The organism is Pseudomonas sp. TE24901 (assembly GCF_054058375.1).
The window spans coordinates 215,779-237,152 of sequence record NZ_JBSSAF010000007.1 but is presented as its reverse complement, the minus strand read 5'-3'; the positions used below and the strand labels follow the sequence as shown (position 1 = coordinate 237,152).

At 61.5% G+C, this 21,374-nt stretch carries 16 protein-coding genes; 8 read left to right on the top strand and 8 right to left on the bottom strand.

What is annotated here, in order from left to right:
- Nucleotides 1-131 precede the first annotated feature (131 nt).
- The 6 genes from ACVWVP_RS16255 (at nt 132) to prpD (ending at nt 8,692) form a co-directional block, all read left to right on the top strand.
- Entirely contained in the window at nt 132-842 is a 711-nt protein-coding gene (locus ACVWVP_RS16255) for a GntR family transcriptional regulator (RefSeq protein ID WP_457407138.1), read from the top strand.
- A complete protein-coding gene (gene prpB / locus ACVWVP_RS16250) occupies nt 839-1,732 on the top strand; it encodes a methylisocitrate lyase (protein ID WP_025854214.1) in 894 nt (297 codons plus the stop codon). The genes ACVWVP_RS16255 and prpB overlap by 4 nt, the downstream gene beginning before the upstream one ends.
- Nucleotides 1,733-1,890: 158 nt before the next feature.
- The gene (prpC, locus tag ACVWVP_RS16245; RefSeq protein WP_457407135.1) at nt 1,891-3,018 is read left to right on the top strand and encodes a bifunctional 2-methylcitrate synthase/citrate synthase; all 1,128 of its coding nucleotides are present in this window, start codon (nt 1,891-1,893) and stop codon (nt 3,016-3,018) included.
- A gap of 197 nt (nt 3,019-3,215) precedes the next feature.
- Complete coding sequence (gene acnD, locus ACVWVP_RS16240; RefSeq protein ID WP_259173033.1) at nt 3,216-5,810, top strand: Fe/S-dependent 2-methylisocitrate dehydratase AcnD; 2,595 nt, start codon at nt 3,216-3,218, stop codon at nt 5,808-5,810.
- Nucleotides 5,811-5,819: 9 nt separating this feature from the next.
- Nucleotides 5,820-7,010, top strand: coding sequence for a 2-methylaconitate cis-trans isomerase PrpF (gene prpF, locus ACVWVP_RS16235; RefSeq protein WP_178924702.1), 1,191 nt, complete (start codon nt 5,820-5,822; stop codon nt 7,008-7,010).
- A gap of 197 nt (nt 7,011-7,207) precedes the next feature.
- Nucleotides 7,208-8,692, top strand: coding sequence for a 2-methylcitrate dehydratase (prpD, locus tag ACVWVP_RS16230; RefSeq protein WP_178924704.1), 1,485 nt, complete (start codon nt 7,208-7,210; stop codon nt 8,690-8,692).
- 131 nt (nt 8,693-8,823) lie between these two features.
- Here the strand turns inward: prpD and ACVWVP_RS16225 are convergent, their stop codons facing one another.
- On the bottom strand, nt 8,824-10,146 hold the full coding sequence (locus ACVWVP_RS16225; RefSeq protein WP_176996348.1) for an ABC transporter ATP-binding protein: 1,323 nt from the start codon (nt 10,144-10,146) through the stop codon (nt 8,824-8,826).
- Between the two features lie 14 nt (nt 10,147-10,160).
- On the bottom strand, nt 10,161-11,906 hold the full coding sequence (locus ACVWVP_RS16220) for an ABC transporter permease (protein ID WP_259173030.1): 1,746 nt from the start codon (nt 11,904-11,906) through the stop codon (nt 10,161-10,163).
- A 376-nt stretch (nt 11,907-12,282) separates the two neighbouring features.
- Between ACVWVP_RS16220 and ACVWVP_RS16215 the strand changes: the two genes are divergently transcribed.
- Nucleotides 12,283-13,203 carry a hypothetical protein gene (locus ACVWVP_RS16215; RefSeq protein ID WP_457407131.1) on the top strand — a complete coding sequence of 307 codons (921 nt, stop codon included), beginning with the start codon at nt 12,283-12,285 and terminating at the stop codon, nt 13,201-13,203.
- Nucleotides 13,204-13,267: 64 nt separating this feature from the next.
- Here the strand turns inward: ACVWVP_RS16215 and ACVWVP_RS16210 are convergent, their stop codons facing one another.
- The 5 genes from ACVWVP_RS16210 to ACVWVP_RS16190 are packed head-to-tail and all read right to left on the bottom strand — an operon-like array spanning nt 13,268 to nt 18,741.
- Complete coding sequence (locus ACVWVP_RS16210; protein WP_259173027.1) at nt 13,268-13,996, bottom strand: alanyl-tRNA editing protein; 729 nt, start codon at nt 13,994-13,996, stop codon at nt 13,268-13,270.
- 2 nt (nt 13,997-13,998) lie between these two features.
- A complete protein-coding gene (locus tag ACVWVP_RS16205) occupies nt 13,999-14,991 on the bottom strand; it encodes a serine O-acetyltransferase (RefSeq protein ID WP_457407129.1) in 993 nt (330 codons plus the stop codon).
- 37 nt (nt 14,992-15,028) lie between these two features.
- Nucleotides 15,029-15,943 carry a PLP-dependent cysteine synthase family protein gene (locus tag ACVWVP_RS16200; protein ID WP_457407126.1) on the bottom strand — a complete coding sequence of 305 codons (915 nt, stop codon included), beginning with the start codon at nt 15,941-15,943 and terminating at the stop codon, nt 15,029-15,031.
- A 15-nt stretch (nt 15,944-15,958) separates the two neighbouring features.
- Nucleotides 15,959-17,821: a molybdopterin-synthase adenylyltransferase MoeB gene (gene moeB / locus ACVWVP_RS16195; RefSeq protein ID WP_457407124.1), complete on the bottom strand. Its 1,863-nt coding sequence runs from the start codon at nt 17,819-17,821 to the stop codon at nt 15,959-15,961.
- A 26-nt stretch (nt 17,822-17,847) separates the two neighbouring features.
- Nucleotides 17,848-18,741 (bottom strand): DMT family transporter, encoded by an 894-nt coding sequence (locus ACVWVP_RS16190; RefSeq protein ID WP_178924725.1) that lies wholly within the window; start codon nt 18,739-18,741, stop codon nt 17,848-17,850.
- A gap of 160 nt (nt 18,742-18,901) precedes the next feature.
- Between ACVWVP_RS16190 and ACVWVP_RS16185 the strand changes: the two genes are divergently transcribed.
- Nucleotides 18,902-20,326 (top strand): aminotransferase-like domain-containing protein, encoded by a 1,425-nt coding sequence (locus ACVWVP_RS16185; RefSeq protein WP_178924719.1) that lies wholly within the window; start codon nt 18,902-18,904, stop codon nt 20,324-20,326.
- Between the two features lie 154 nt (nt 20,327-20,480).
- On the opposite strand, the gene ppsR is transcribed toward ACVWVP_RS16185, so the two are convergent.
- Nucleotides 20,481-21,299: a posphoenolpyruvate synthetase regulatory kinase/phosphorylase PpsR gene (gene ppsR, locus ACVWVP_RS16180; protein ID WP_176996340.1), complete on the bottom strand. Its 819-nt coding sequence runs from the start codon at nt 21,297-21,299 to the stop codon at nt 20,481-20,483.
- Nucleotides 21,300-21,374 lie beyond the last annotated feature (75 nt).

The window sequence follows — 21,374 nt, the reverse complement described above, 5'->3', positions numbered from 1 at the left end:
GGCAGGCGGCCATGCCCCGATAAAGTGCAGAAGGGGTTATTAGACGATTGTCGACAATGTTGATTTATTCTTTGACTCGTAACCGCTTATTGGCTAGTTTTTGCGGCATTGCTTTTGAAGGTGTCGACAATATGCTGGATCAATCGGAAGCCTTGGTGGCGACGACAGACGAATCCCAGACCATGTCCGAGAACGTCTTCCGCCGTATCCAGGCCGCCATCGTCAAAGGCGAGATCGCCCCCGGCAGCAAGATCTCCGAGCCGGAACTGGCGCGCACCTACGGCATCAGCCGTGGCCCGTTGCGCGAGGCGATCCACCGCCTTGAAGGCCAGCGCCTGCTGGTGCGCGTGCCCCACGTGGGCGCACGGGTGGTGTCACTCAGCCATGCCGAACTGATCGAACTTTACGAAATTCGCGAATCCCTCGAAGGCATGGCCTGTCGCCTGGCGGCCGAGCGCATGACCGACGCCGAAATCGAAGAACTGCGCCAGGTATTGCACACCCATGAGCGCGACGAAGCGTTCCAGGCCGGCCTAGGTTATTACCAGCAGGAAGGCGATTTCGACTTCCATTACAGGATCATCCAGGGCGCGGGTAACCGCACCCTCACCCAAATACTCTGCGGCGAGCTGTACCAGTTGGTGCGCATGTACCGCATCCAGTTCTCCGCCACCCCCAATCGTCCACGTCAAGCCTTTGCCGAGCACCACCGCATTCTGGACGCGATCGCCGATCGCGACGGTGAACTGGCCGAACTGCTGATGCGCCGTCATATCGGCGCGTCCAAACGCAACATTGCCCGTCATTTCCCCGGCGGCGCCCCTGAAAGAGGTGAGTCATGAGTTCGAACAATAAAAGCACACCCGGCCAGCGTTTCCGTGACGCTGTCGCCAGCGAGCACCCGCTGCAAGTGGTCGGCGCCATCAACGCCAACCACGCGTTGCTGGCCAAGCGTGCCGGGTTCAAGGCGATCTACCTGTCGGGTGGCGGGGTGGCGGCGGGTTCCCTCGGTGTGCCGGACCTTGGCATCACCGGCCTGGATGACGTGCTGACCGATGTACGCCGCATCACCGATGTGTGCGACCTGCCGCTGCTGGTGGACGTGGACACCGGTTTCGGTTCCTCGGCCTTCAACGTGGCACGCACCGTCAAGTCGATGATTAAGTTCGGCGCGGCCGCCATCCATATCGAAGACCAGGTGGGCGCCAAGCGTTGCGGCCACCGCCCTAATAAAGAAATCGTGTCCCAGCAAGAAATGGTCGACCGCATCAAGGCCGCCGTGGATGCGCGCACCGATGATAGCTTTGTGATCATGGCCCGCACCGACGCCCTGGCGGTCGAAGGCCTGGAATCGGCCCTGGAACGTGCCGCCGCCTGCATCGAGGCCGGTGCCGACATGGTCTTCCCGGAAGCCATTACTGAACTGGAGATGTACAAGCTGTTCGCCTCCCGTGTGAAAGCGCCGATCCTGGCCAACATCACCGAGTTCGGCGCGACGCCGCTGTACACCACCGAACAGTTGAAATCTGCCGATGTTTCCATCGTGCTGTACCCGCTCTCGGCGTTCCGTGCCATGAACAAGGCGGCCGAGAATGTCTACACCGCGATCCGTCGCGACGGCACCCAACAGAACGTGATCGACACCATGCAGACCCGCATGGAGCTTTACGATCGCATCGACTACCACACCTTCGAGCAGAAGCTCGACGCGTTGTTTGCCGCCAAGAAATGACTTTGTGGGAACCGGCTTGTGTGGGAGCGGGCTTGCTCGCGAATGCGGTGGTTCAGTTTAAGTATTTGTGACTGACACTCCGTCTTCGCGAGCAAGCCCGCTCCCACACAAAGCCGCTCCCACATGCTCCCTAATAAATTCAAAATTGGAGAAGAACCATGGCTGAAGCAAAAGTACTGAGTGGCGCCGGCCTGCGTGGCCAGGTGGCCGGGCAGACCGCACTGTCCACCGTGGGCCAGGCCGGTGCCGGCTTGACCTATCGCGGCTACGACGTGCGCGAACTGGCCGCCGATGCGCAATTTGAAGAAGTCGCCTACCTGCTCTTGTACGGCGAACTGCCGACCCAGGCCGAATTGGCCGCCTACAGCGCCAAGCTGAGCAAACTGCGCGACCTGCCCCGAGCGCTGAAGGAAGTGCTGGAACGCATCCCTGCCGACGCCCACCCGATGGACGTGATGCGCACCGGTTGCTCGTTCCTGGGCAATATCGAGCCCGAGAAAGACTTCAGCGTGCAGCGCGATGTCACCGACCGCCTGCTCGCCGCCTTCCCGGCGATCATGTGCTACTGGTACCGCTTCAGCCACGACGGCAAGCGCATCGACTGCGTGACCGACGAGCCCAGCATTGGCGGCCATTTCCTGCACCTGCTGCACGGCAAGAAACCAAGCGAGCTGCATGTGAAAGTGATGAATGTGTCGCTGATCCTCTACGCCGAGCACGAATTCAACGCCTCTACCTTCACCGCCCGCGTGTGTGCGTCGACCCTGTCCGACCTGTATTCCTGCGTGACCGCTGCCATCGGCTCCCTGCGCGGCCCGCTGCACGGCGGTGCCAACGAAGCGGCGATGGAGATGATCGAGCGTTTCGGCTCGGCTGAAGAAGCTGTTGAAGGCACCCTCGGCATGCTGGCGCGCAAAGACAAGATCATGGGCTTTGGCCACGCGATCTACAAAGACAGCGACCCGCGCAATGAAGTGATCAAGGGCTGGTCGAAAAAACTCGCTGACGAGGTGGGTGACACGGTGCTGTTCCCGGTCTCCGAAGCCATCGACAAGACCATGTGGGAACAGAAGAAGTTATTCCCCAACGCCGACTTCTACCATGCCTCGGCGTACCACTTCATGGGCATCCCGACCAAGCTGTTCACGCCGATCTTCGTGTGCTCGCGCCTGACCGGCTGGGCCGCGCACGTGTTCGAGCAGCGCGCGAACAACCGCATCATCCGTCCAAGCGCCGAATACACCGGCGTAGAACAGCGCAAGTTCGTGCCAATCGAACGTCGCTGAGTGGGTAGGTCGACAGGTTTGAAGTGGTAACCGAATCAAAATGTGGGAGCGGGCTTGCTCGCGAATGCGGTGCGTCATTCAACACATCTGGCGACTGCTGCACCGCTTTCGCGAGCAAGCCCGCTCCCACAGTTTGATCGCATTCCAGTTCGAAATCAGTCGGCTCCTTTTGCAATCACCGTGACCGAGTCCTGACGATGAACACTGAATTTCGCAAACCGCTCCCCGGCAGCCGCCTGGATTTCTTCGACGCCCGTGCGGCGGTCGAGGCCATCACCCCCGGTGCCTACGCCACCTTGCCCTACACCTCCCGCGTGCTCGCCGAAAACCTGGTGCGTCGCTGCGACCCGGCCACCCTCAACGCGTCCCTGAGCCAACTGATCGAGCGCAAACGCGACCTCGACTTCCCATGGTTCCCGGCGCGCGTGGTGTGCCACGACATCCTCGGCCAGACCGCCCTGGTGGACCTTGCCGGCCTGCGCGATGCCATCGCCCAACAAGGTGGTGACCCGGCGCAGGTCAACCCGGTGGTGCCGACTCAGCTGATCGTCGACCACTCCCTGGCTGTTGAAGCCGGTGGTTTCGACCCGGACGCGTTCGAGAAAAACCGCGCCATCGAAGACCGCCGCAACGAAGACCGTTTTCACTTTATCGAGTGGACCAAAAAGGCCTTCAAGAACGTCGACGTGATCCCGCCGGGCAACGGCATCATGCACCAGATCAACCTGGAGAAAATGTCGCCGGTGATCCAGGTGCGCGACGGCGTGGCCTTCCCGGACACCTGCGTCGGCACCGACAGCCATACCCCGCACGTCGACGCGCTGGGCGTGATCGCCATCGGTGTCGGTGGCCTTGAGGCCGAGAGCGTGATGCTCGGCCGCGCTTCATGGATGCGCCTGCCGGAAAGCGTTGGCGTGGAACTCACCGGCAAGCTGCTGCCGGGCATCACCGCCACCGACATGGTGCTGGCGCTGACCGAGTTCCTGCGCAAGCAGAAAGTGGTCGGCGCCTGGCTGGAGTTTTTCGGTGAAGGTGCCTCGGCACTCACCTTGGGCGACCGCGCAACCATCTCCAACATGGCTCCGGAATACGGCGCCACGGCGGCGATGTTCTATATCGACCAGCAGACCATCGCCTACCTGAAACTCACCGGTCGCGAAGACGAACAAGTCACCCTGGTGGAGCAATACGCCCGCCACACCGGCCTGTGGGCCGATGACCTCAAAGGTGCGCGATACGAGCGAGGCCTCACCTTCGACCTGTCCAGCGTCGTGCGCAACATGGCAGGCCCGAGCAACCCGCACGCCCGCGTCGCCACCAGCGACCTGGCCTCCAAGGGCATCAGCGGCCAGTGGGACGAAGTGCCCGGCCAGATGCCTGACGGCGCGGTGATCATCGCGGCCATCACCAGCTGCACCAACACCAGCAATCCGCGCAACGTGATCGCCGCAGGCCTGTTGGCGCGCAATGCCAACAAGCTCGGGTTGACCCGCAAGCCTTGGGTCAAATCGTCCCTGGCCCCGGGTTCGAAAACCGTGGCCATGTACCTCGAAGAAGCGGGCCTGGGCCACGAACTGGAAAAACTCGGCTTCGGCGTGGTGGCGTTTGCCTGCACCACCTGTAATGGGATGTCTGGTGCGCTCGACCCGGTGATCCAGCAGGAAATCATCGATCGCGACCTTTACGCCACCGCCGTGCTGTCCGGCAACCGCAACTTCGACGGGCGTATCCACCCGTATGCCAAGCAGGCCTTCCTGGCGTCGCCGCCGCTGGTAGTGGCCTACGCGATTGCCGGCACCATCCGTTTCGACATCGAAAAAGACGTGCTGGGCCTGGACGCCAACGGCAAGGAAATCCGCCTGCAGGACATCTGGCCGAGCGACGAAGAGATCGACGCGGTGGTCAAGGCGTCGGTCAAGCCGGAGCAGTTCCGCAAGGTCTACATCCCGATGTTCGCCATCCACGAAGACACCGGCCCCAAAGTCGCGCCGCTGTATGACTGGCGCCCGCAAAGCACCTACATCCGCCGCCCGCCGTACTGGGAAGGCGCACTGGCCGGTGCGCGGCCGCTCAAGGGCATGCGCCCGCTGGCGGTGCTGCCGGACAACATCACCACCGACCACCTGTCGCCGTCCAACGCGATCATGCTCGACAGCGCCGCCGGCGAGTACCTGGCGAAAATGGGCCTGCCGGAAGTCGACTTCAACTCCTACGCCACCCACCGCGGCGATCACCTGACCGCGCAGCGCGCCACCTTTGCCAACCCGAAACTGTTCAACGAAATGGTGCAGGAAAACGGCAAGGTCAAGCAGGGCTCCCTGGCGCGTATCGAGCCTGAGGGCCAAGTGACGCGGATGTGGGAAGCCATTGAAACCTACATGGAGCGCAAGCAGCCGCTGATCATCATTGCCGGCGCCGACTACGGCCAGGGTTCGTCTCGCGACTGGGCGGCCAAGGGCGTGCGCCTGGCGGGTGTGGAAGCGATTGCCGCCGAAGGTTTCGAGCGCATCCACCGCACCAACCTGGTGGGCATGGGCGTGTTGCCGCTGGAGTTCCTGCCGGGCACCGACCGCCACACTTTGAAGATCGACGGCAGCGAAACCTATGACGTGGTCGGCGCGCGTACCCCGCGCGCCACGTTGACGTTGGTGATTAACCGCAAGAATGGCGAACGTGTCGAAGTGCCGGTGACTTGCCGCCTGGACACCGCCGAAGAAGTGTCGATCTACGAGGCGGGCGGCGTGTTGCAACGTTTTGCCCAGGACTTCCTGGAATCGGCGGCAACGGCCTGAGAGGACACCATGGCACACGTAGCGCAAATCAAGATCCCCGCCACCTACATGCGTGGCGGCACCAGCAAGGGCGTGTTCTTCAGCCTCACGGACCTGCCTGAGTCGGCGCAGGTGCCGGGGGCTGCCCGTGACGCCTTGCTGTTGCGGGTGATCGGCAGCCCCGACCCCTACGACAAGCAGATCGACGGCATGGGCGGCGCCACCTCCAGCACCAGCAAGACGGTGATCCTGGCCAAGAGTAACCGCGCCGACCACGACGTGGATTACCTGTTCGGCCAGGTCTCCATCGACAAGCCGTTCGTGGACTGGAGCGGCAACTGCGGCAACCTGTCGGCGGCGGTCGGTTCGTTCGCTATCAGCGCCGGCCTGGTCGACCCTGCTCGCGTACCCCACAACGGCGTGGCTGTGGTGCGCGTGTGGCAGGCCAATATCGGCAAGACCATTATTGCCCACGTGCCGATCACTGACGGTGCGGTGCAGGAAACCGGCGATTTCGAACTGGATGGCGTGACCTTCCCGGCCGCTGAAGTGCAGCTGGAGTTCATGGACCCGGCGGCGGAAGAAGAGGGCGGCGGTGGTTCGATGTTCCCCACTGGCAACCTGGTGGACGACCTCGAAGTGCCCGGTGTGGGCACCTTCAAGGCCACGCTGATCAACGCGGGCATCCCGACCATCTTCATCAACGCCGAAGACCTCGGCTACACCGGCACCGAGCTGCAGGGCGCGATCAACAGCGACCCCAAGGCCCTGGCGATGTTCGAAACCGTACGGGCTTATGGCGCACTGCGCATGGGCCTGATCAAGCACCTGGACGAAGCCGCGCAACGCCAACACACGCCGAAAGTGGCCTTTGTAGCGAAACCTTTGGACTACGTGGCGTCCAGTGGCAAGGCGATCAAGGCGGGGGATGTCGACCTGCTGGTACGCGCGTTGTCCATGGGCAAGTTGCACCACGCCATGATGGGCACGGCGGCGGTGGCGATTGGCACGGCGGCGGCGATTTCCGGCACCCTGGTGAACCTGGCGGCGGGTGGTGTGGAGCGCAATGCTGTGCGTTTTGGGCACCCGTCCGGCACGTTGCGTGTCGGCGCCGAGGCTAGCCAAGTGGACGGTGAGTGGGTGGTGAAGAAAGCCATCATGAGCCGCAGTGCCCGCGTGCTGATGGAAGGCTTCGTGCGCGTGCCCGGCGACGTTTTCTAACGACCTGCGCCGACCCAATGTGGGAGCGGGCTTACTCGCGAATGCGGTTTGTCAGTCACCGAATGTATTGGCTGACCTGCCGCTTTCGCGAGCAAGCCCGCTCCCACAGGGTCTCTATTCCAAGGCGGACAGCCAAGATCTGCTTCTTACAACCGTGAGCCCGAGGACTGACCCCACCCCATTTTTGGAGTACTGCCATGAGCGCCAACGTCGACCAGAACAACCGCCCGGACTACGACCCGGTCCTGCAGGACATTGCCGATTACGTCCTCAATTACCGGATCGATTCCCGTGAGGCACTGGACACCGCCCGCAACTGCCTGATGGACACCCTCGGTTGCGGCCTGCTCGCCCTGCGCTTCCCCGAGTGCACCAAGCACCTGGGACCGATCGTCGAGGGCACGGTGGTGCCGTTTGGCGCTCGCGTGCCGGGCACCTCGTTCCGCCTGGACCCGGTAAAGGCCGCGTGGGACATCGGTTGCATCGTGCGCTGGCTCGACTACAACGACACCTGGCTCGCTGCCGAATGGGGCCACCCTTCGGACAACCTCGGCGGCATCCTCGCCGTGGCGGATCATCTGTCGCAACAGCGCGTGGCCAATGGCGACGCTCCGTTGACGGTGCGCGCGGTGCTGGAAGCCATGATCATGGCCCACGAAATCCAGGGCGTGATTGCCTTAGAGAATTCCTTCAACCGTGTCGGCCTCGACCATGTACTGCTGGTGAAAGTCGCCTCCACCGCCGTCACCGCCAAGCTGATGGGTGCCAACCGCGAGCAACTGCTGGCGGCCTTGTCCCACGCGTTTGTCGATGGGCAGGCGTTGCGCACCTACCGCCATGCACCGAATGCCGGCTCACGCAAATCCTGGGCGGCGGGGGACGCGTCGAGCCGTGGCGTGCGCCTGGCAGATATCGCCCTGCGCGGTGAGATGGGCATTCCCGGTGTGTTGAGCGCGCCGCAATGGGGCTTCTACGACGTGTTGTTCAGCCACACCAACAAGGACCTTGCGCTCAAGCCCGAAGGCAAGCGTGGGTTCAGCCTGCCCCAGCCTTACGGCAGCTACGTGATGGAAAACGTGCTGTTCAAGATCAGCTTCCCAGCCGAGTTCCACGCGCAAACGGCCTGCGAAGCGGCGGTGACGTTGCACCCGTTGGTGAAAAACCGGTTGCATGAAATCGAACGCATCGTGATCACCACCCACGAGTCGGCGATCCGCATCATTTCCAAGGTAGGCCCGTTGGCCAATGCCGCTGACCGCGACCATTGCCTGCAATACATGACGGCCGTGCCCCTGGCGTTCGGCAACCTGGTGGCCGAGCAGTACGAAGATGACTTCCACGCCGCCCACCCGATCATTGATGAGCTGCGTGACAAGATGGTGATCGTCGAAGACCCACGCTACAGCCGGGAGTACCTGGAGGCGGACAAACGCTCGATTGCCAACGCCGTGCAGGTATTTTTCAAGGATGGGTCCAGCACCGGGCAAGTGGCGGTGGAGTACCCGATCGGGCATCGCCGTCGCCGGGTGGACGGCATTCCGTTGCTGGAAGACAAGTTCAAGGCCAACCTGGCCACGCGGTTTACCGCACAGCGCAGCGGGGAGATTTTTGCGTTGTGCAAGGACCAGGCGCGGCTTGAAGCCACGCCGGTGAACCGGTTCATGGACCTGTTCGTGATCTGACAAACACCACTGATCCACTGTGGAACTGGGCTTGTGTGGGAGCTGGCTTGCCTGCGATGGCGGTAGTGGATTCACTATTGCTATCGCAGGCAAGCCAGCTCCCACATTTTGTTCTGTGTTGCTCAAGGCGATTACATACTGCCTTCAACATCTTCCAGGCTGAACGTCTCGGTATGGTCGTCATAGGAGAAGATCTCCGCATACCGCCCCCAGGCCACCACGCTTTCCAGGGTTTTCTCCACGAAGGCTTCGGTCATCGAGTCTTCCAGTTCCTGCTCGAAACGCACCCGTGGCGCACGGTGCCCGCTGCGCTCTAGCAACACCTGATGAATGCGCGCGGCTAACGGCACGTGCTGGATCAAATGCTCGGCGAACAGGGTCTTGCGTTCCTGGGTGCCGTAGTCGGCGAACAGCTTGCCGGCGTCGGTGAGGGTGATGTCGGCGCCTTTGAGTTCAGCAAAGCCCAGGTGCTCCAGCATCTCCGCCACCGGGAACAGGTCGTCGACTTCCAGCAGGCGCCGTTCGGCCACGGTGGGCAAGCCGGCATGGCCGTTGTAGGGCTCAGCGGCCAGGGTTTCGATCAGGCCGGCCATCAGGTTGGTGGACACTTCCGGCAGCAGGCTGCCCATTTTCAGTTCCGGTTTGCCGGCGCTGGCATCGGCACTTCGGCGGTCGGTCATCAGTGCGTAGATGTCGTCGACCATCTGCCGGAACGTCGGGTCCAGGCGATTGCGCGGGTGGGCAAACGGCACTTTGATCTCGGCCACCACACGGCCAGGGTTGGAGGACAGCACCAGGATGCGGTCGCACATCAACACTGCTTCTTCGATGTTGTGGGTCACGATCAGGATCGACTTGATCGGCAGCTGCTTGCCGCTCCACAGGTCCAGCAGGTCGGTGCGCAGGGTTTCGGCGGTGAGCACGTCGAGGGCCGAGAAGGGTTCGTCCATCAGCAGCAAGGTCGGGTTGACCACCAGGCCCCGGGCAAAGCCCACGCGCTGGCGCATGCCACCGGACAATTCGCGCGGGTAGGCGTTTTCGAAGCCGTCCAGGCCAATCAGGTCGATGGCCGCCAGGGCGCGGCGCCGGGTTTCCTTGCGCTCGACCTGCAAGGCTTGCAGGCCGGCTTCCACGTTTTCCAGCACGGTCAGCCAGGGGAACAGGGCAAAGGTCTGGAACACCATGGCCACGCCTTCGGCCGGGCCGTTGAGCGGGGCGCCCTGGTAGCGGACTTCGCCCGACGACGGCTGGATCAGGCCGGCGATGATGCGCAGCAAGGTCGACTTGCCAGAGCCGGAACGGCCGAGCATACCGACGATCTCGCCCTCGTGCAGGCTCAGGTCTACGCCGCTGAGGACTTGCAGCTCGTCCTTGCCTTTGCCGAACACCCGGTTCACGTTTTTCAGCGAGTAGATTTCCGGGGTGTCGACGGTGTGTTCAGTAGAGGTAGTCATCACGACGCATCCCGTCAATTCAAGCGAAGTTTGTTTTCTGCAATGGCGTACATCGGTCGCCAGACCGCGCGGTTGAACGCCACCACAAAGATCGACATCACCACCACGCCCAGGGCGATCTTCGGGAAGTCGCCGGCCGCAGTGGTTTGTGCGATGTAGGCGCCCAGCCCATGGGCGACCACATTGTCCTGACCCCAGGACACGTACTCGGACACGATGCTGGCGTTCCACGCACCGCCCGAGGCGGTGATGGCGCCAGTGACGTAGTAGGGGAAAATCCCCGGCAGCATCACCTTGCGCCACCACAGCCAGCCGCGAATGCGGAAGTTGGCGGCGGCTTCCTTGAAGTCGTTGGGGAACGCGGTGGCGCCGGCAATCACGTTGAACAGGATGTACCACTGGGTGCCCAACACGATCAGCGGGCTCAGCCAGATATCCGGGTTGAGGTGGTAGTGCAGGATCACGATGACGAACACCGGGAACAGCAGGTTCGCCGGGAACGCCGCGAGGAACTGCGCCAGTGGCTGGATCTTCTCTGCCAACTTGGGGCGCAGGCCGATCATCACGCCCAGGGGTACCCAGATCAGCGAGGCGATCAGGATCAGCCCGGCCACCCGCAGCAGCGTAATCAGGCCCAGCACCAGCACGTGGCCCACTTCGGCCAGGCCCACTTCGGTGCCGACGTACATCACGATGTGATACAGCGCATAGGCGGCCATCAGGGCAATCAGCGTGCCCCACACCCAATCGATCACTTTTGACGCGGCGGGGGTTTCAACCGGCAGCGCCTTGAATGCACCGCCGGCCAGGCTGAAGCGCTTGTTGCCGATGCGGCTGATGGCACGGGTCATGGGGCGCAGGATGCGCTGCACGATGCGTGTGCGTTGAATCAGGTTCAGCACCCAGGATTGCGGTGCGTCGCCTTGTGACGCGGTGGTTTCCATGCGGAACTTGTCGGCCCAGGCCACCAGTGGGCGGAACAGGAACTGGTCGTAGATCAGGATCACCGCGATCATCGCCAGGATCACGTAGCCCACCGCGTGCAGGTCTTTCTGGGCAATGGCCAGGGCCAGGTACGAACCCACGCCGGGCAGGGTGATGGTCTTGTCGCCCACGGTGATGGCTTCGGAGGCAACCACGAAGAACCAGCCGCCGGACATGCTCATCATCATGTTCCACACCAGCCCCGGCATGGCGAACGGCACGTCGAGCTTCCAGAACTTTTGCCAGCCGGAGAGCCTCAAGTTGGTGGAAACCTCCACCAGGTCATGGGGCAGCATGCGCAGGGACTGGTAGAAGCTGAACGTCATGTTCCAGGCCTGGCTGGTAAAGATCGCGAAGATCGCCGCGAACTCGGCCCCCAGCACGCGCCCGGGAAACAGCAGCAGGAAGAACGTCACCGTGAACGAGATGTACCCCAGCACCGGCACCGATTGCAGGATGTCGAGCACCGGCACCAGCAGTTTCTCGGCGCGCCGGCTTTTGGCGGCCAGGGTGCCGTACAAAAAGGTGAACACCAACGCTGCGACCATTGCCGCGAGCATGCGCAGGGTGGTGCGCATCGCGTATTCCGGCAGGTTGGCCGGGTCGAGGGAAATGACTTCGCTTTGCAGGGTGGTGATAGGCGCCCAGGTTTCACGGGCGGTGATGGAGAAAAACAGGAGGAAGCCGATTACCAGCGGCAGGGCGACCAAATCCCAACGGTTGGGCAGCAAGCGCAATGTGGACGCCGGGATGTAGTGGCGGAACACTTTGTTCATAGGCAGTCATTCCTGCAGCGTTCAGGTTCTAAAGAGGTGCGATGGGGGTGAGCTTAGCTTCTGTTCGAAAGACCCACCGGGAATGGGCGGGCGCTCTTTTCCATGGTCGGTTTGCAGCGCATCAGGGGAGGATGGCCACAGGCGGGATTGTACGTTTCTGAATGTTACAAGCGCATAAATTTCCTGTCAGTTTCCTGTACGAAACGTGGCTTGGGCGTCGACGGTTTTTTCACCCTGAAACAAATACCCACGTAGATTTCTCTCCCTCAGGGAACTGGTTTCCTACTAAGTGCCAATCAGGTCGTTGGATGGCTTGTTAATCAAATCGTCTGACAAACCCTACACGCGGGACAACCGCGAAACTGAGAGGTGCTTCATGAGCAGTATCAATAATCAGCAGTATGCTCCCCAATACCGCTACGAAATGCCGCCAACGTCTCAATCCCCTTCTTCCAGTGACCCCGCTGGCGCAAGCGCCAACCCGGCCAATACCACGACCGAATCCAAGCCGCCTCGCCCTCCAGTAGGGGCAGAGCAACGTGGTCAGTTTTCCAGGCACAACAACATCGTCAATCAGCAGCCTCAGGGCGCCGAGTCCAAGGGCGAGTTGGCAGAACTGACGCAGAAAAATCAAAACCTTGTCGCCAAGTACGAGGCGTTGATCACAAAGTACAATGCGAAAATTATTGAACTCAATACGAAAATAGAAGGCCTGACTCAGCAGCTCACTGCCGGTGCTAAAACGCCTGAACACGCCCCCAGTGCGCCGGATACCAAGCCAGAGAACCCTCGCGCTGACAGCCAGCCTGTGCCGCCCGAAACGCCTGCCACACCAGATACCCAAACTCGGGGTACTGAGACGGCTGAGCGAAGCCCGCCTCAGGGGCTTGATAAATTGGAGGCTGAAATCACACAGCTCCACACTGCGCTCAAAACATTACTTGAGCGATTTGAAGCCGCGATGAAAACGCTGACGACGAAACTGGACAATTTGACTCAACTTCTGAGTAAAGGCGTTCCTCGACAGGAGACACCTGCTGTGCAGCCAGGCACCACCGATTCCACCCCGCCGAATAATGCAGCACCTGATACAGCCGCCCCCGAGCAACGTAAAGAATCCGCGCCAGCTGATAACTCAACAGCGCCTGCTCCCGGCAAGGTTGATCGTCTCAAGCAAGCGAACGAGGAACTCGAAGCTCAGATTAATCAGATGGAGGCGTACTTTGAGAAGACGCTGTCAACGTTTGAACAGAAGTTCCAGGCTCTGACCCAGCAAGTCAGCGAGAAAAAAAACTAAAGCTCGGTATCGAATCGGCTAGTGTGGGACAACGCCCGCACTGGCCTTCGATAGCTTCGGCCGCTCACTCAAAGCGCAGAATCACCCGGCGATTGTGCTTGCTCTTCTTCTCGATCTTTTCGCAAAACACCCGGCCGATTTCCTCGGTGTTGGCCACGTGGGTGCCGCCGCACGGCTGGATATCGATCCCGGCAATTTCGATCACTCGCACTGACCCCTGGATCACCGGTGGCGCCACCGCCTGGGTGCGTGTGATCTGCAGCAGGGTGGCGTATTCCGTGGCAGGCATCGACAGGGTGTTGACGGCGTGAGCCTGCTGGATCAGGGCATTCAGGTCGTGGGTGAGGCTGTCTTTGTCGAGTGTCATTTCTGGCAGGTCGAAATCCAGGCGGCCTTTGTCGGCACTGATGCTGCAACCGGTCACCGGCGCATCGATCAGTGAGCACAACAGGTGCAGGCAGGTGTGCATCTTCATGTGCTGGTAGCGCCGCTCCCAGTCCAGGCCGGCGTCCACCTGTGTGCCTACGGTCAATTGCTCCGGGCAGTGCTCCACCTGATGCCAGATGATCGAGCGCATTACCGGGTCGCGGACCGTTCCCACCACCTCGACCCGCGCGCCATCCGCCAGGGTGAAGTAGCCAGTGTCTCCGGGCTGGCCACCACCTGTGGGGTAGAACAGCGTGTGTTCAAGGGCAATGCCCTGTTCGCCGACGGCAATCACCCGGGCGCTGAAGGTGTTCTGGTAAGGCGCGCTGTCGAACAGCGCCAGGGTCTCCATGGTGTGCACGGACATGTTCAACCTCCGACAATCAGTGGGCTGGCTTGCAGCAGGTGACGCACCATTGCGCTCAAGCCAGGGGGGGAGAGCAGGGTGATTTCGAATTCCGGACCGCAGACCTTCAGGTTCAATGGCAGGCGCGGCAGGTGGTTGCCGATTTCGAGGCGGCGCAGGCGAAATTGCAGGTGATGGCGCTCTTTCACCGTGGGTTCCAGCATCAACCCCGGCAAGGGGTGGAAGTCGGCGTCCAGCACCGTGACTTTATGGCTGGCGTTGACCTCGCCCACCACGTGCAGGCGCTCATCCAGGGCAAAGGCCCCCAGGTAGTTGCTGTGGTCCGACTCATCATTCTTTTGCAGCTGGATCTGGTTGACCACTTTCACCTTGGTGCCGGCCGGCACGTCCTGGGTGATCACGCAGGACGGGCTGATGAACACGTTGTCGCCAATCAGCACATAGCCCAGCACACGTGCGCCGGAACCGACCTCGACGTTATTGCCCAGGCGCGGGTGGCGCTTGCCATCCGGGTTGTTGGCAATGCCGCGCGCGCCGAGGGTGACGCCGCAGAGGATGTAGCAGTCGTTGCCGATCTCGCAGGTTTCGCCGATGACCGTGCCATAGCCGTGGTCCAGCACGAAGCGTCGGCCGATACGGGCTGCCGGGTGGATTTCGGCGCCAGAAAGCACCTTGCCCTGGTTGCTCAGCTTGAGGGCAATGCGCGAATACACGCCGTTGGTCTGGTCGGGGAAGTTCCACACCAGGTGCGCCAGGCGGTAGAACAGCACGGCCTTGAACGAGGCATAGGATTCCAGGATCAACTCGCCACGCCCACGCGAAGCCGGATCGCGGTAGGCGTAGGCGATCAGGTCCTCGGCCACGGCCTGGGCGGCGTTCTGGATCAGCGGGGCCAGGTGCGGTTCCAGCTGCTTCATCTGCGCCGGCGTCAGGGTTTTGATGAGGTGGGTGAGCAACTCATCGTGCAGCTGTTGCATGTCGATAAAGCCCCCCATGGAGGCACCCCCGCATTCTGAATGGTGGGAAAACCGGTTATTCGAAACTGGGCAGGTAACTGTCGGCATTGTCGTAGACCATGGTCAGCACCACCGTTTCGGGCGGCAGTTCGGGCGCCAGCTGGGCGATGGCCACCATGTTGGCGGCCGAGGACAACCCCAGGCTGATGGCGTCGGTGCGCATGATGCGTTTCATCATGTCGATGCACGCCTGGCGCGACACCTTGAGCATGCCGTCCAGCACATCCACGTTGAGAATGCTCGGGATCAGGCCGATCGACAGGCCCTGGATGTGGTGCGGCGCGTGCCTGTTTTTCAGCAGGTCGCATTCCTCTGGCTCCACACCCATGACGCGCAACGCCGGCCAGGCCGCCTTGAGGGTTTCGCCGATGCCGGTGATATGGCCCCCGGTGCCGATGCCGCTGACGAAGTAGTCCACGCGCTGTTCGCCGAATGTACGGAGGATCTCCGGCGCGGTGGTGTCGCGGTGGGTCTGGGGGTTGGCGCCGTTGCGCTGCTGGTTGAGCATCACGTAGCTGGGGTTTTCCAGCTGCAGCTCCATGCATTTTTCGCCGTGGGAGTTGTTGCCCAGGCGGCTGTCCGACAGCACCACCTTGGCCCCGTACAGGCGCAGCAGTTTCTGTTTTTCGGGGCTGTAGTTGTCGGGAATCACCAGCACCACTTTGTAGCCCAGCACGTTGCCGGCCATCACCAGGCCGATGCCGGTGTTGCCGCCGCTGGGTTCGATGATGGTCTGCCCCGAATCGCGGATCAGCACGCCGCGGCGCTCGGCGTCGAGGATCATGCCCAGGGCGATGCGTGCCTTGTGGCTGCCGCCCGGGTTGAGGGATTCGAGCTTGGCGTAGACCTCGATACCGAGGTCTTCGGAAAACTGCGCCAGGCGCACGATCGGCGTGTGGCCGATCACGTCGAGAATGGAGTTATGCAACATTGCTCAGCCCCCGGGTCAGTACAACGGCATGTCGGGTTCGACGTCGCGCACCCAGTGTTTCATGCCGCCCTGCAAGACCTTGGTGTTGGCGAAGCCGGCCGCCAGCAAGGTGCTGGCGGCTTGCTCGGCGCGGGTTCCGGCGTAGCAGATCAGGTAGTGGGTGTTGTCGCGGCTGAGGCTGTCGAGTTGCCCATCCAGTTCAGCCAGCGGGATGTGCAGCACCCCTGGCAGTTTGCACACCTCCAGTTCGCTGGCGTCGCGTACATCCACCAGCACGTCGGCGCTGCGCGGGTGTTCGAGCAGTTGCTTGAGCACGCGGGGCTGGATGTAGCGTTCTTCGGCCAGGGACGGTTGGGGTGGCACGGCGTCGGCGCACACCGACGGTGTGAGCGGTTCGGCGTGGCGCAGCTCCGAGCAGCAAGGGCAGTCGGCGCGGCGCTTGAAGCGGATTTCGCTGAACTTCATCGCCAATGCATCGAAACGCATCAGGCGGCCTGACAACGGCTCGCCGATGCCGATCAGCAACTTGATCGCCTCGGTGGCCTGGATCATCCCAACCACGCCGGGCAGCACGCCGATCACGCCACCGGCGCTGCAATTGGGCGCCAGTTCGGCGGGAGGTGCCGAGGGAAACAGGCAGCGATAGCAGGGCCCGCCTTTGTAGTTGAGCACGCTGATCTGCCCGTCGAAGCGGTAGATGGCGCCGTACACCAAGGGTTTGCCGAGCTGTACGCAGGCGTCGTTGACGAGATAGCGGGTATCGAAATTGTCCGTGCCGTCGATCACCAGGTCGTAGGCGCCGACCAGCGCCAGGGCGTTGTCGGCATCCAGGGCGGTGTTGTGGGCGTTGATCTGGATATGGCGGTTGAGGTCCTGCAGGCGCTGCTTGGCGGACTCGACCTTGGGCAGGCCCAGGGTGCTGTTGCCGTGGACGATCTGGCGTTGCAGGTTGCTGCTTTCCACCACGTCGAAGTCCACCAGGCCCAGGGTGCCGACGCCCGCTGCCGCCAGGTACAGGCTGATGGGCGAGCCCAGGCCGCCGGTGCCGATGATCAAGACCTTGGCTTTCTTGAGGTTCAGCTGACCTTCGCGGCCGACGCCGGGCAGGGTGATGTGGCGTACATAGCGCTGTATCTCTTCGTTGCTCAATCCGTCAACGTCCATGCCGCCCGAGGTGGCGAGCAACACTTCGATCCGGGCTTTTTCCGGCAGTGTGTCGTCGGCGCCGATCAACTCTTCCTCGGCGGTGAACAGGAAGTGTTCCTTGAGCTGGTTGTTCTTCTCGTGGAACAGGTGCGGGCGTAACTGAGGGTGACTGCTGCAGAGGTTTTCAATGACTTCGCGCAATGTCGATCCGGTGCCCTCGAGGGTCGATTCCGGCAGCTTGGCCACGCGAACCAGAATGTCGGGGAAAGAGACAGCGTTCATGGACAACTCCGTGTGCAGGTCGTTGAAAGGGTTGAGGGCGAAATGCGTGCCGTCCCAGGCAAACAGCTTTGAGCCCAGGGCCTGGCCCTGGCGAACGTCCACCACCAAATAGCTGACGGGGTAGATCGGTTCGCCCATGAACAGGGCCTTGTCCTGGTCTTCATCGCTGAAATAGGCGCCGACATCCGGGTGCGAGTGGTAGATCACCACCACCGGGTTGTCGCTGCGAAACGCCTTGTTCATCAGCAGGGTGTCGGCCACCGAAAACGTGTAACCGTTGGCCGCGCTGCGCGGGTACATCTCAGGGTTCTTGCGGTGAAGCTCATTCTGGATATTGCTGCCCAGGTACACGCTGCCGTCGGCGAAAATGAAGCCGCAGCACTCCTCGGGGTAGCTGCGGTTGGCGTGGGCGTAGATCTGTTCAAGGGCGTTTGGGCGGAGGACGTCCATGTTTCTCTCGCGTGGTGGTGAGGGGGTCAAGGTTTCTTGGCCAGGAGCTTTTCAATCGGCAACTTGGTGATCGCAAAGCCGGCCAGCAGGATGGCCGAGTACAGCATCAGGTCGCGGGAAATCGCCACGCCTTCGTACCAGGCGCCGATGATCACCGCGAACACCGGGAAGATGATGAACACGAACGACAGGATGATCGGGCTCAGGCGCTTGAGCAGCATGAAGTACACGATGAACCCGCCGACCGACGCCACCAGCCCCAGGTAGAACAGTGCACTCCAGGAGCGCAGGGTGATGGCATCGAAGGCCGGGGTTTCGAACCACAGGCCGGCCACGAACAGCATCAGCCCGGCGATGCCGATGGGCAGGGTGTTGTAGGTGATCACGCTGATGGCGCTGCCTTTCTGCTTGGTGATGACGTAGCACAGCGCATGCATGATCGCGGCGGTCAGGATCGCCAGTACCCCGAAGAACTCGGCGTGGTCCAGGTGCAGGCCCTGGCTCTTGATGATCATGTAGAGGCTGCCGAAACCGATGCCGATGCCGACGACCTGGGAGAAGTAGATGCGCTCGCGCAGGAACAGCGCCGAGAAAATCAGGATGAACACCGGCATGCAGCTGAACAGCAGGGCGGTGAGGCCGGACGAGACATGCATTTCGCCGTAGTTGAGCAGGTAATAGGGAACGCTGAAGTAGGACAGGGTCACGAACACGAAGAACCAGCGGCTCTCACGGGGAAACAGGATCGGCTCGCGGCGCACCAGAGCAAAACACAGGAACAGTGGGAAGGCGATGAGGAAGCGCAAGCCTGCGGACGTCAGGGGTGGCACGCTTTCGACGGCGATCTTGATGCCCAGCCAGGTGGTGCCCCAGCTCAGGCACACGATGAGAAACATCACGCTGGTCACGAGGCCTGCCAGCCACTGTTTCCGCGAATTTGTTTTTGTTGTGTTTTCGAGAACGGCGGACATTGGCATCGTTTATTGCTTCCCTGAGCCGGAATTGAACTCTATATTGAGCTTGTAATGAGTTGTAAAATTCGGCGATTGAACCCGTAAAAGCACACTATTAGGGCGAAAGATGGCTGTCAAAACAAATATTGACATGGTGTCAATTATGCGTGAGGGGTTGTCCAACGGGCAGGGCGTGAAGTACAAGCGCCTGTCCGATGTCATGGAACGGGGCATCCTCGAGGGCTTGATTGAACCGGGAAGAAAACTGCCGCCCCATAGGGTGCTTTCCGACAATCTGGGTGTGACGATCGGCACCATCAGCCGGGCCTACGGCGAGCTGGAACGCCTGGGGTTGGTGGTGGCGCGGGTGGGTGACGGCACATTCGTGCGCAAGCGTGGGATGGAGCGCCAGCGCGACGAAGGCTTTCGCAATTTCAGCGAGGAGCCGCGCCAATACTTCGACATGAGCCGCAACATGCATATCCCGGGGCAGGAAACGGTGTTCCTGGCCCAGAGCTTCCAAACCCTGTCGACCAACGCCAAGTTCCTCCAGGACATCAGCGCCTACACCCCGGACGCCGGTTTGCCGCGTTACCGTGAAGCGGGGGCACAGTGGCTGGTGCAACGCGATTTCCACCCGATCCCCGAGCAGGTCATCTGCGTCAATGGCGGCCAGCACGGCCTGTTGTGCGCCATGATGGCGTTGTTGCGGGCGGGCGATACGGTGGTCACCGAACAGCTGACTTACCCCGGGTTGATCACCGCTGCGCGCATGCTCGGCGTGCGGCTGATCGGCCTGGAGATGGACGAAGAGGGCGTGCTGCCGAGTGCTCTGGATGAAGTCTGTCGCAATCACCGGGTGTCGGCGCTGTACTGTACGCCGACCATCCAGAACCCGACCACGGCGGTGCTCTCGATCCCGCGCCGGGAAGCCTTGGCCAAGGTCTGCCGTGAGCACAACCTGCTGATCCTGGAGGACGAAGCCCACGGCGTACTGGTGGAAGATCGCCCGCCACCCCTGAGTTTTTTCGCCCCCGAACGTACGATTCTGATCAGCAGTTTGAGCAAGGCGGTGTCAGCCGGGTTACGCGTGGGGTACGTGCATGCGCCGCCGGCGTTGGTCAGCCGTATCTCGGCAGCGCTGCGCTCGACGTGCTGGATGGCTACCCCGGTGACCCTTGAACTGGCCACCCAGTGGATCGAAAACGGCACGGCGGAATACCTGCTGCGCCAGCAGATCAATGAGATCAGCCGACGCAAGGCGTTGGTGAAAGACCTGTTGAACGGCCTGCAATACCGCACCCACCTCAACAGCCCGCACTTCTGGATTGAAGTGCCGGAGCCCTGGCGCGCGTCGGAAATCGAGGCGGAGCTCAAGCAGAATAATTACCTGATCGCCACCGCCGAGGCGTTTGCCGTGGGGCAGACGGCGGTGCCGCAGTTTATTCGGGCGAGTATCTGCAATACGTCGGGGGATGATCAGCTGTTGCGGGCGGGGTTTGATGCGTTGGCTACTGCGCTGGGGCAGGGGGGCGGGCGGTTTCACCTGTAATCGGCAGGCTCACCGCGTTATCGTTCTTCGCAGGCAAGTCGAATCGTCGCACCGCAGCTCCCACATTTGACTGCATTCCAGAGTTGGAACTCGGTCAGATGTGGGGGTGCGACGATTCGACTTGCTCGCGAAGGGGCCAGCCCGGGCAACACAATTACTTGAACCTGCGCTCCACGCCTTTCTCCACCAAAATCTTCGCCGAAATCTCTTCCACCGAAAAATGCGTGGAATTGATGTGCGCAATGTTCTCGCGACGGAACAGATTTTCCACTTCACGTACTTCGAACTCGCACTGGGCGTAGCTGGAGTAGCGGCTGTTGGGTTTGCGCTCGTTGCGGATGGAGGTGAGGCGGTCCGGGTCGATGGTCAGGCCAAATAGCTTGTGCCGGTGCGAGCGCAAGGCCGACGGCAGTGTCAGGTGCTCCATGTCGTCTTCGGTCAGCGGGTAGTTGGCTGCACGGATACCGAACTGCATGGCCATGTACAGGCAGGTGGGCGTTTTGCCGCAGCGGGACACGCCCACCAGGATCAGGTCGGCCTTGTCGTAATAGTGGGTGCGGGCGCCGTCGTCGTTGTCGAGGGCGAAGTTCACCGCCTCGATACGCTCCATATAGTTGGAGTTGTGGCCAATGGAATGGGACTTTCCTACCGAGTATGAGGAATGTTCACTCAGCTCCTGTTCCAGTGGCGCCAGGAACGTGGAGAAGATGTCGATCATGAAACCATTCGACGTTGCGAGAATCTCACGAATGTCCTGGTTGACGATGGTGTCGAAAATGATCGGACGAAAACCGTCTTTTTCGGCCGCCAGATTGATTTGTTGTACCATGGCCCGCGCTTTATCCACGCTGTCGATATAGGGCCGTGTGAATTTGGCGAAGGTAATGTTTTCGAACTGCGCGAGCAGGCTTTGACCCAATGTTTCGGCTGTGATGCCGGTGCCGTCGGAGATAAAGAAAGCAGATCGTTTCATTTGAGCCCTGGGCCTTAAGCTGATGACGAATCTTGGATATGATAGGCGCGATTTTGCCGTCCCGCAGTGGGCCGC

Excerpts from the sequence above, each read along its gene's own strand:
- ACVWVP_RS16255 (WP_457407138.1), top strand. The coding sequence starts at position 132 with ATGCTGGATCAATCGGAAGCCTTGGTGGCGACGACAGACGAATCCCAG.
- prpB (WP_025854214.1), top strand. The coding sequence starts at position 839 with ATGAGTTCGAACAATAAAAGCACACCCGGCCAGCGTTTCCGTGACGCT.
- prpC (WP_457407135.1), top strand. The coding sequence starts at position 1,891 with ATGGCTGAAGCAAAAGTACTGAGTGGCGCCGGCCTGCGTGGCCAGGTG.
- acnD (WP_259173033.1), top strand. The coding sequence starts at position 3,216 with ATGAACACTGAATTTCGCAAACCGCTCCCCGGCAGCCGCCTGGATTTC.
- prpF (WP_178924702.1), top strand. The coding sequence starts at position 5,820 with ATGGCACACGTAGCGCAAATCAAGATCCCCGCCACCTACATGCGTGGC.
- prpD (WP_178924704.1), top strand. The coding sequence starts at position 7,208 with ATGAGCGCCAACGTCGACCAGAACAACCGCCCGGACTACGACCCGGTC.
- ACVWVP_RS16225 (WP_176996348.1), bottom strand. The coding sequence starts at position 10,146 with ATGACTACCTCTACTGAACACACCGTCGACACCCCGGAAATCTACTCG.
- ACVWVP_RS16220 (WP_259173030.1), bottom strand. The coding sequence starts at position 11,906 with ATGAACAAAGTGTTCCGCCACTACATCCCGGCGTCCACATTGCGCTTG.
- ACVWVP_RS16215 (WP_457407131.1), top strand. The coding sequence starts at position 12,283 with ATGAGCAGTATCAATAATCAGCAGTATGCTCCCCAATACCGCTACGAA.
- ACVWVP_RS16210 (WP_259173027.1), bottom strand. The coding sequence starts at position 13,996 with ATGTCCGTGCACACCATGGAGACCCTGGCGCTGTTCGACAGCGCGCCT.
- ACVWVP_RS16205 (WP_457407129.1), bottom strand. The coding sequence starts at position 14,991 with ATGGGGGGCTTTATCGACATGCAACAGCTGCACGATGAGTTGCTCACC.
- ACVWVP_RS16200 (WP_457407126.1), bottom strand. The coding sequence starts at position 15,943 with ATGTTGCATAACTCCATTCTCGACGTGATCGGCCACACGCCGATCGTG.
- moeB (WP_457407124.1), bottom strand. The coding sequence starts at position 17,821 with ATGGACGTCCTCCGCCCAAACGCCCTTGAACAGATCTACGCCCACGCC.
- ACVWVP_RS16185 (WP_178924719.1), top strand. The coding sequence starts at position 18,902 with ATGGCTGTCAAAACAAATATTGACATGGTGTCAATTATGCGTGAGGGG.
- ppsR (WP_176996340.1), bottom strand. The coding sequence starts at position 21,299 with ATGAAACGATCTGCTTTCTTTATCTCCGACGGCACCGGCATCACAGCC.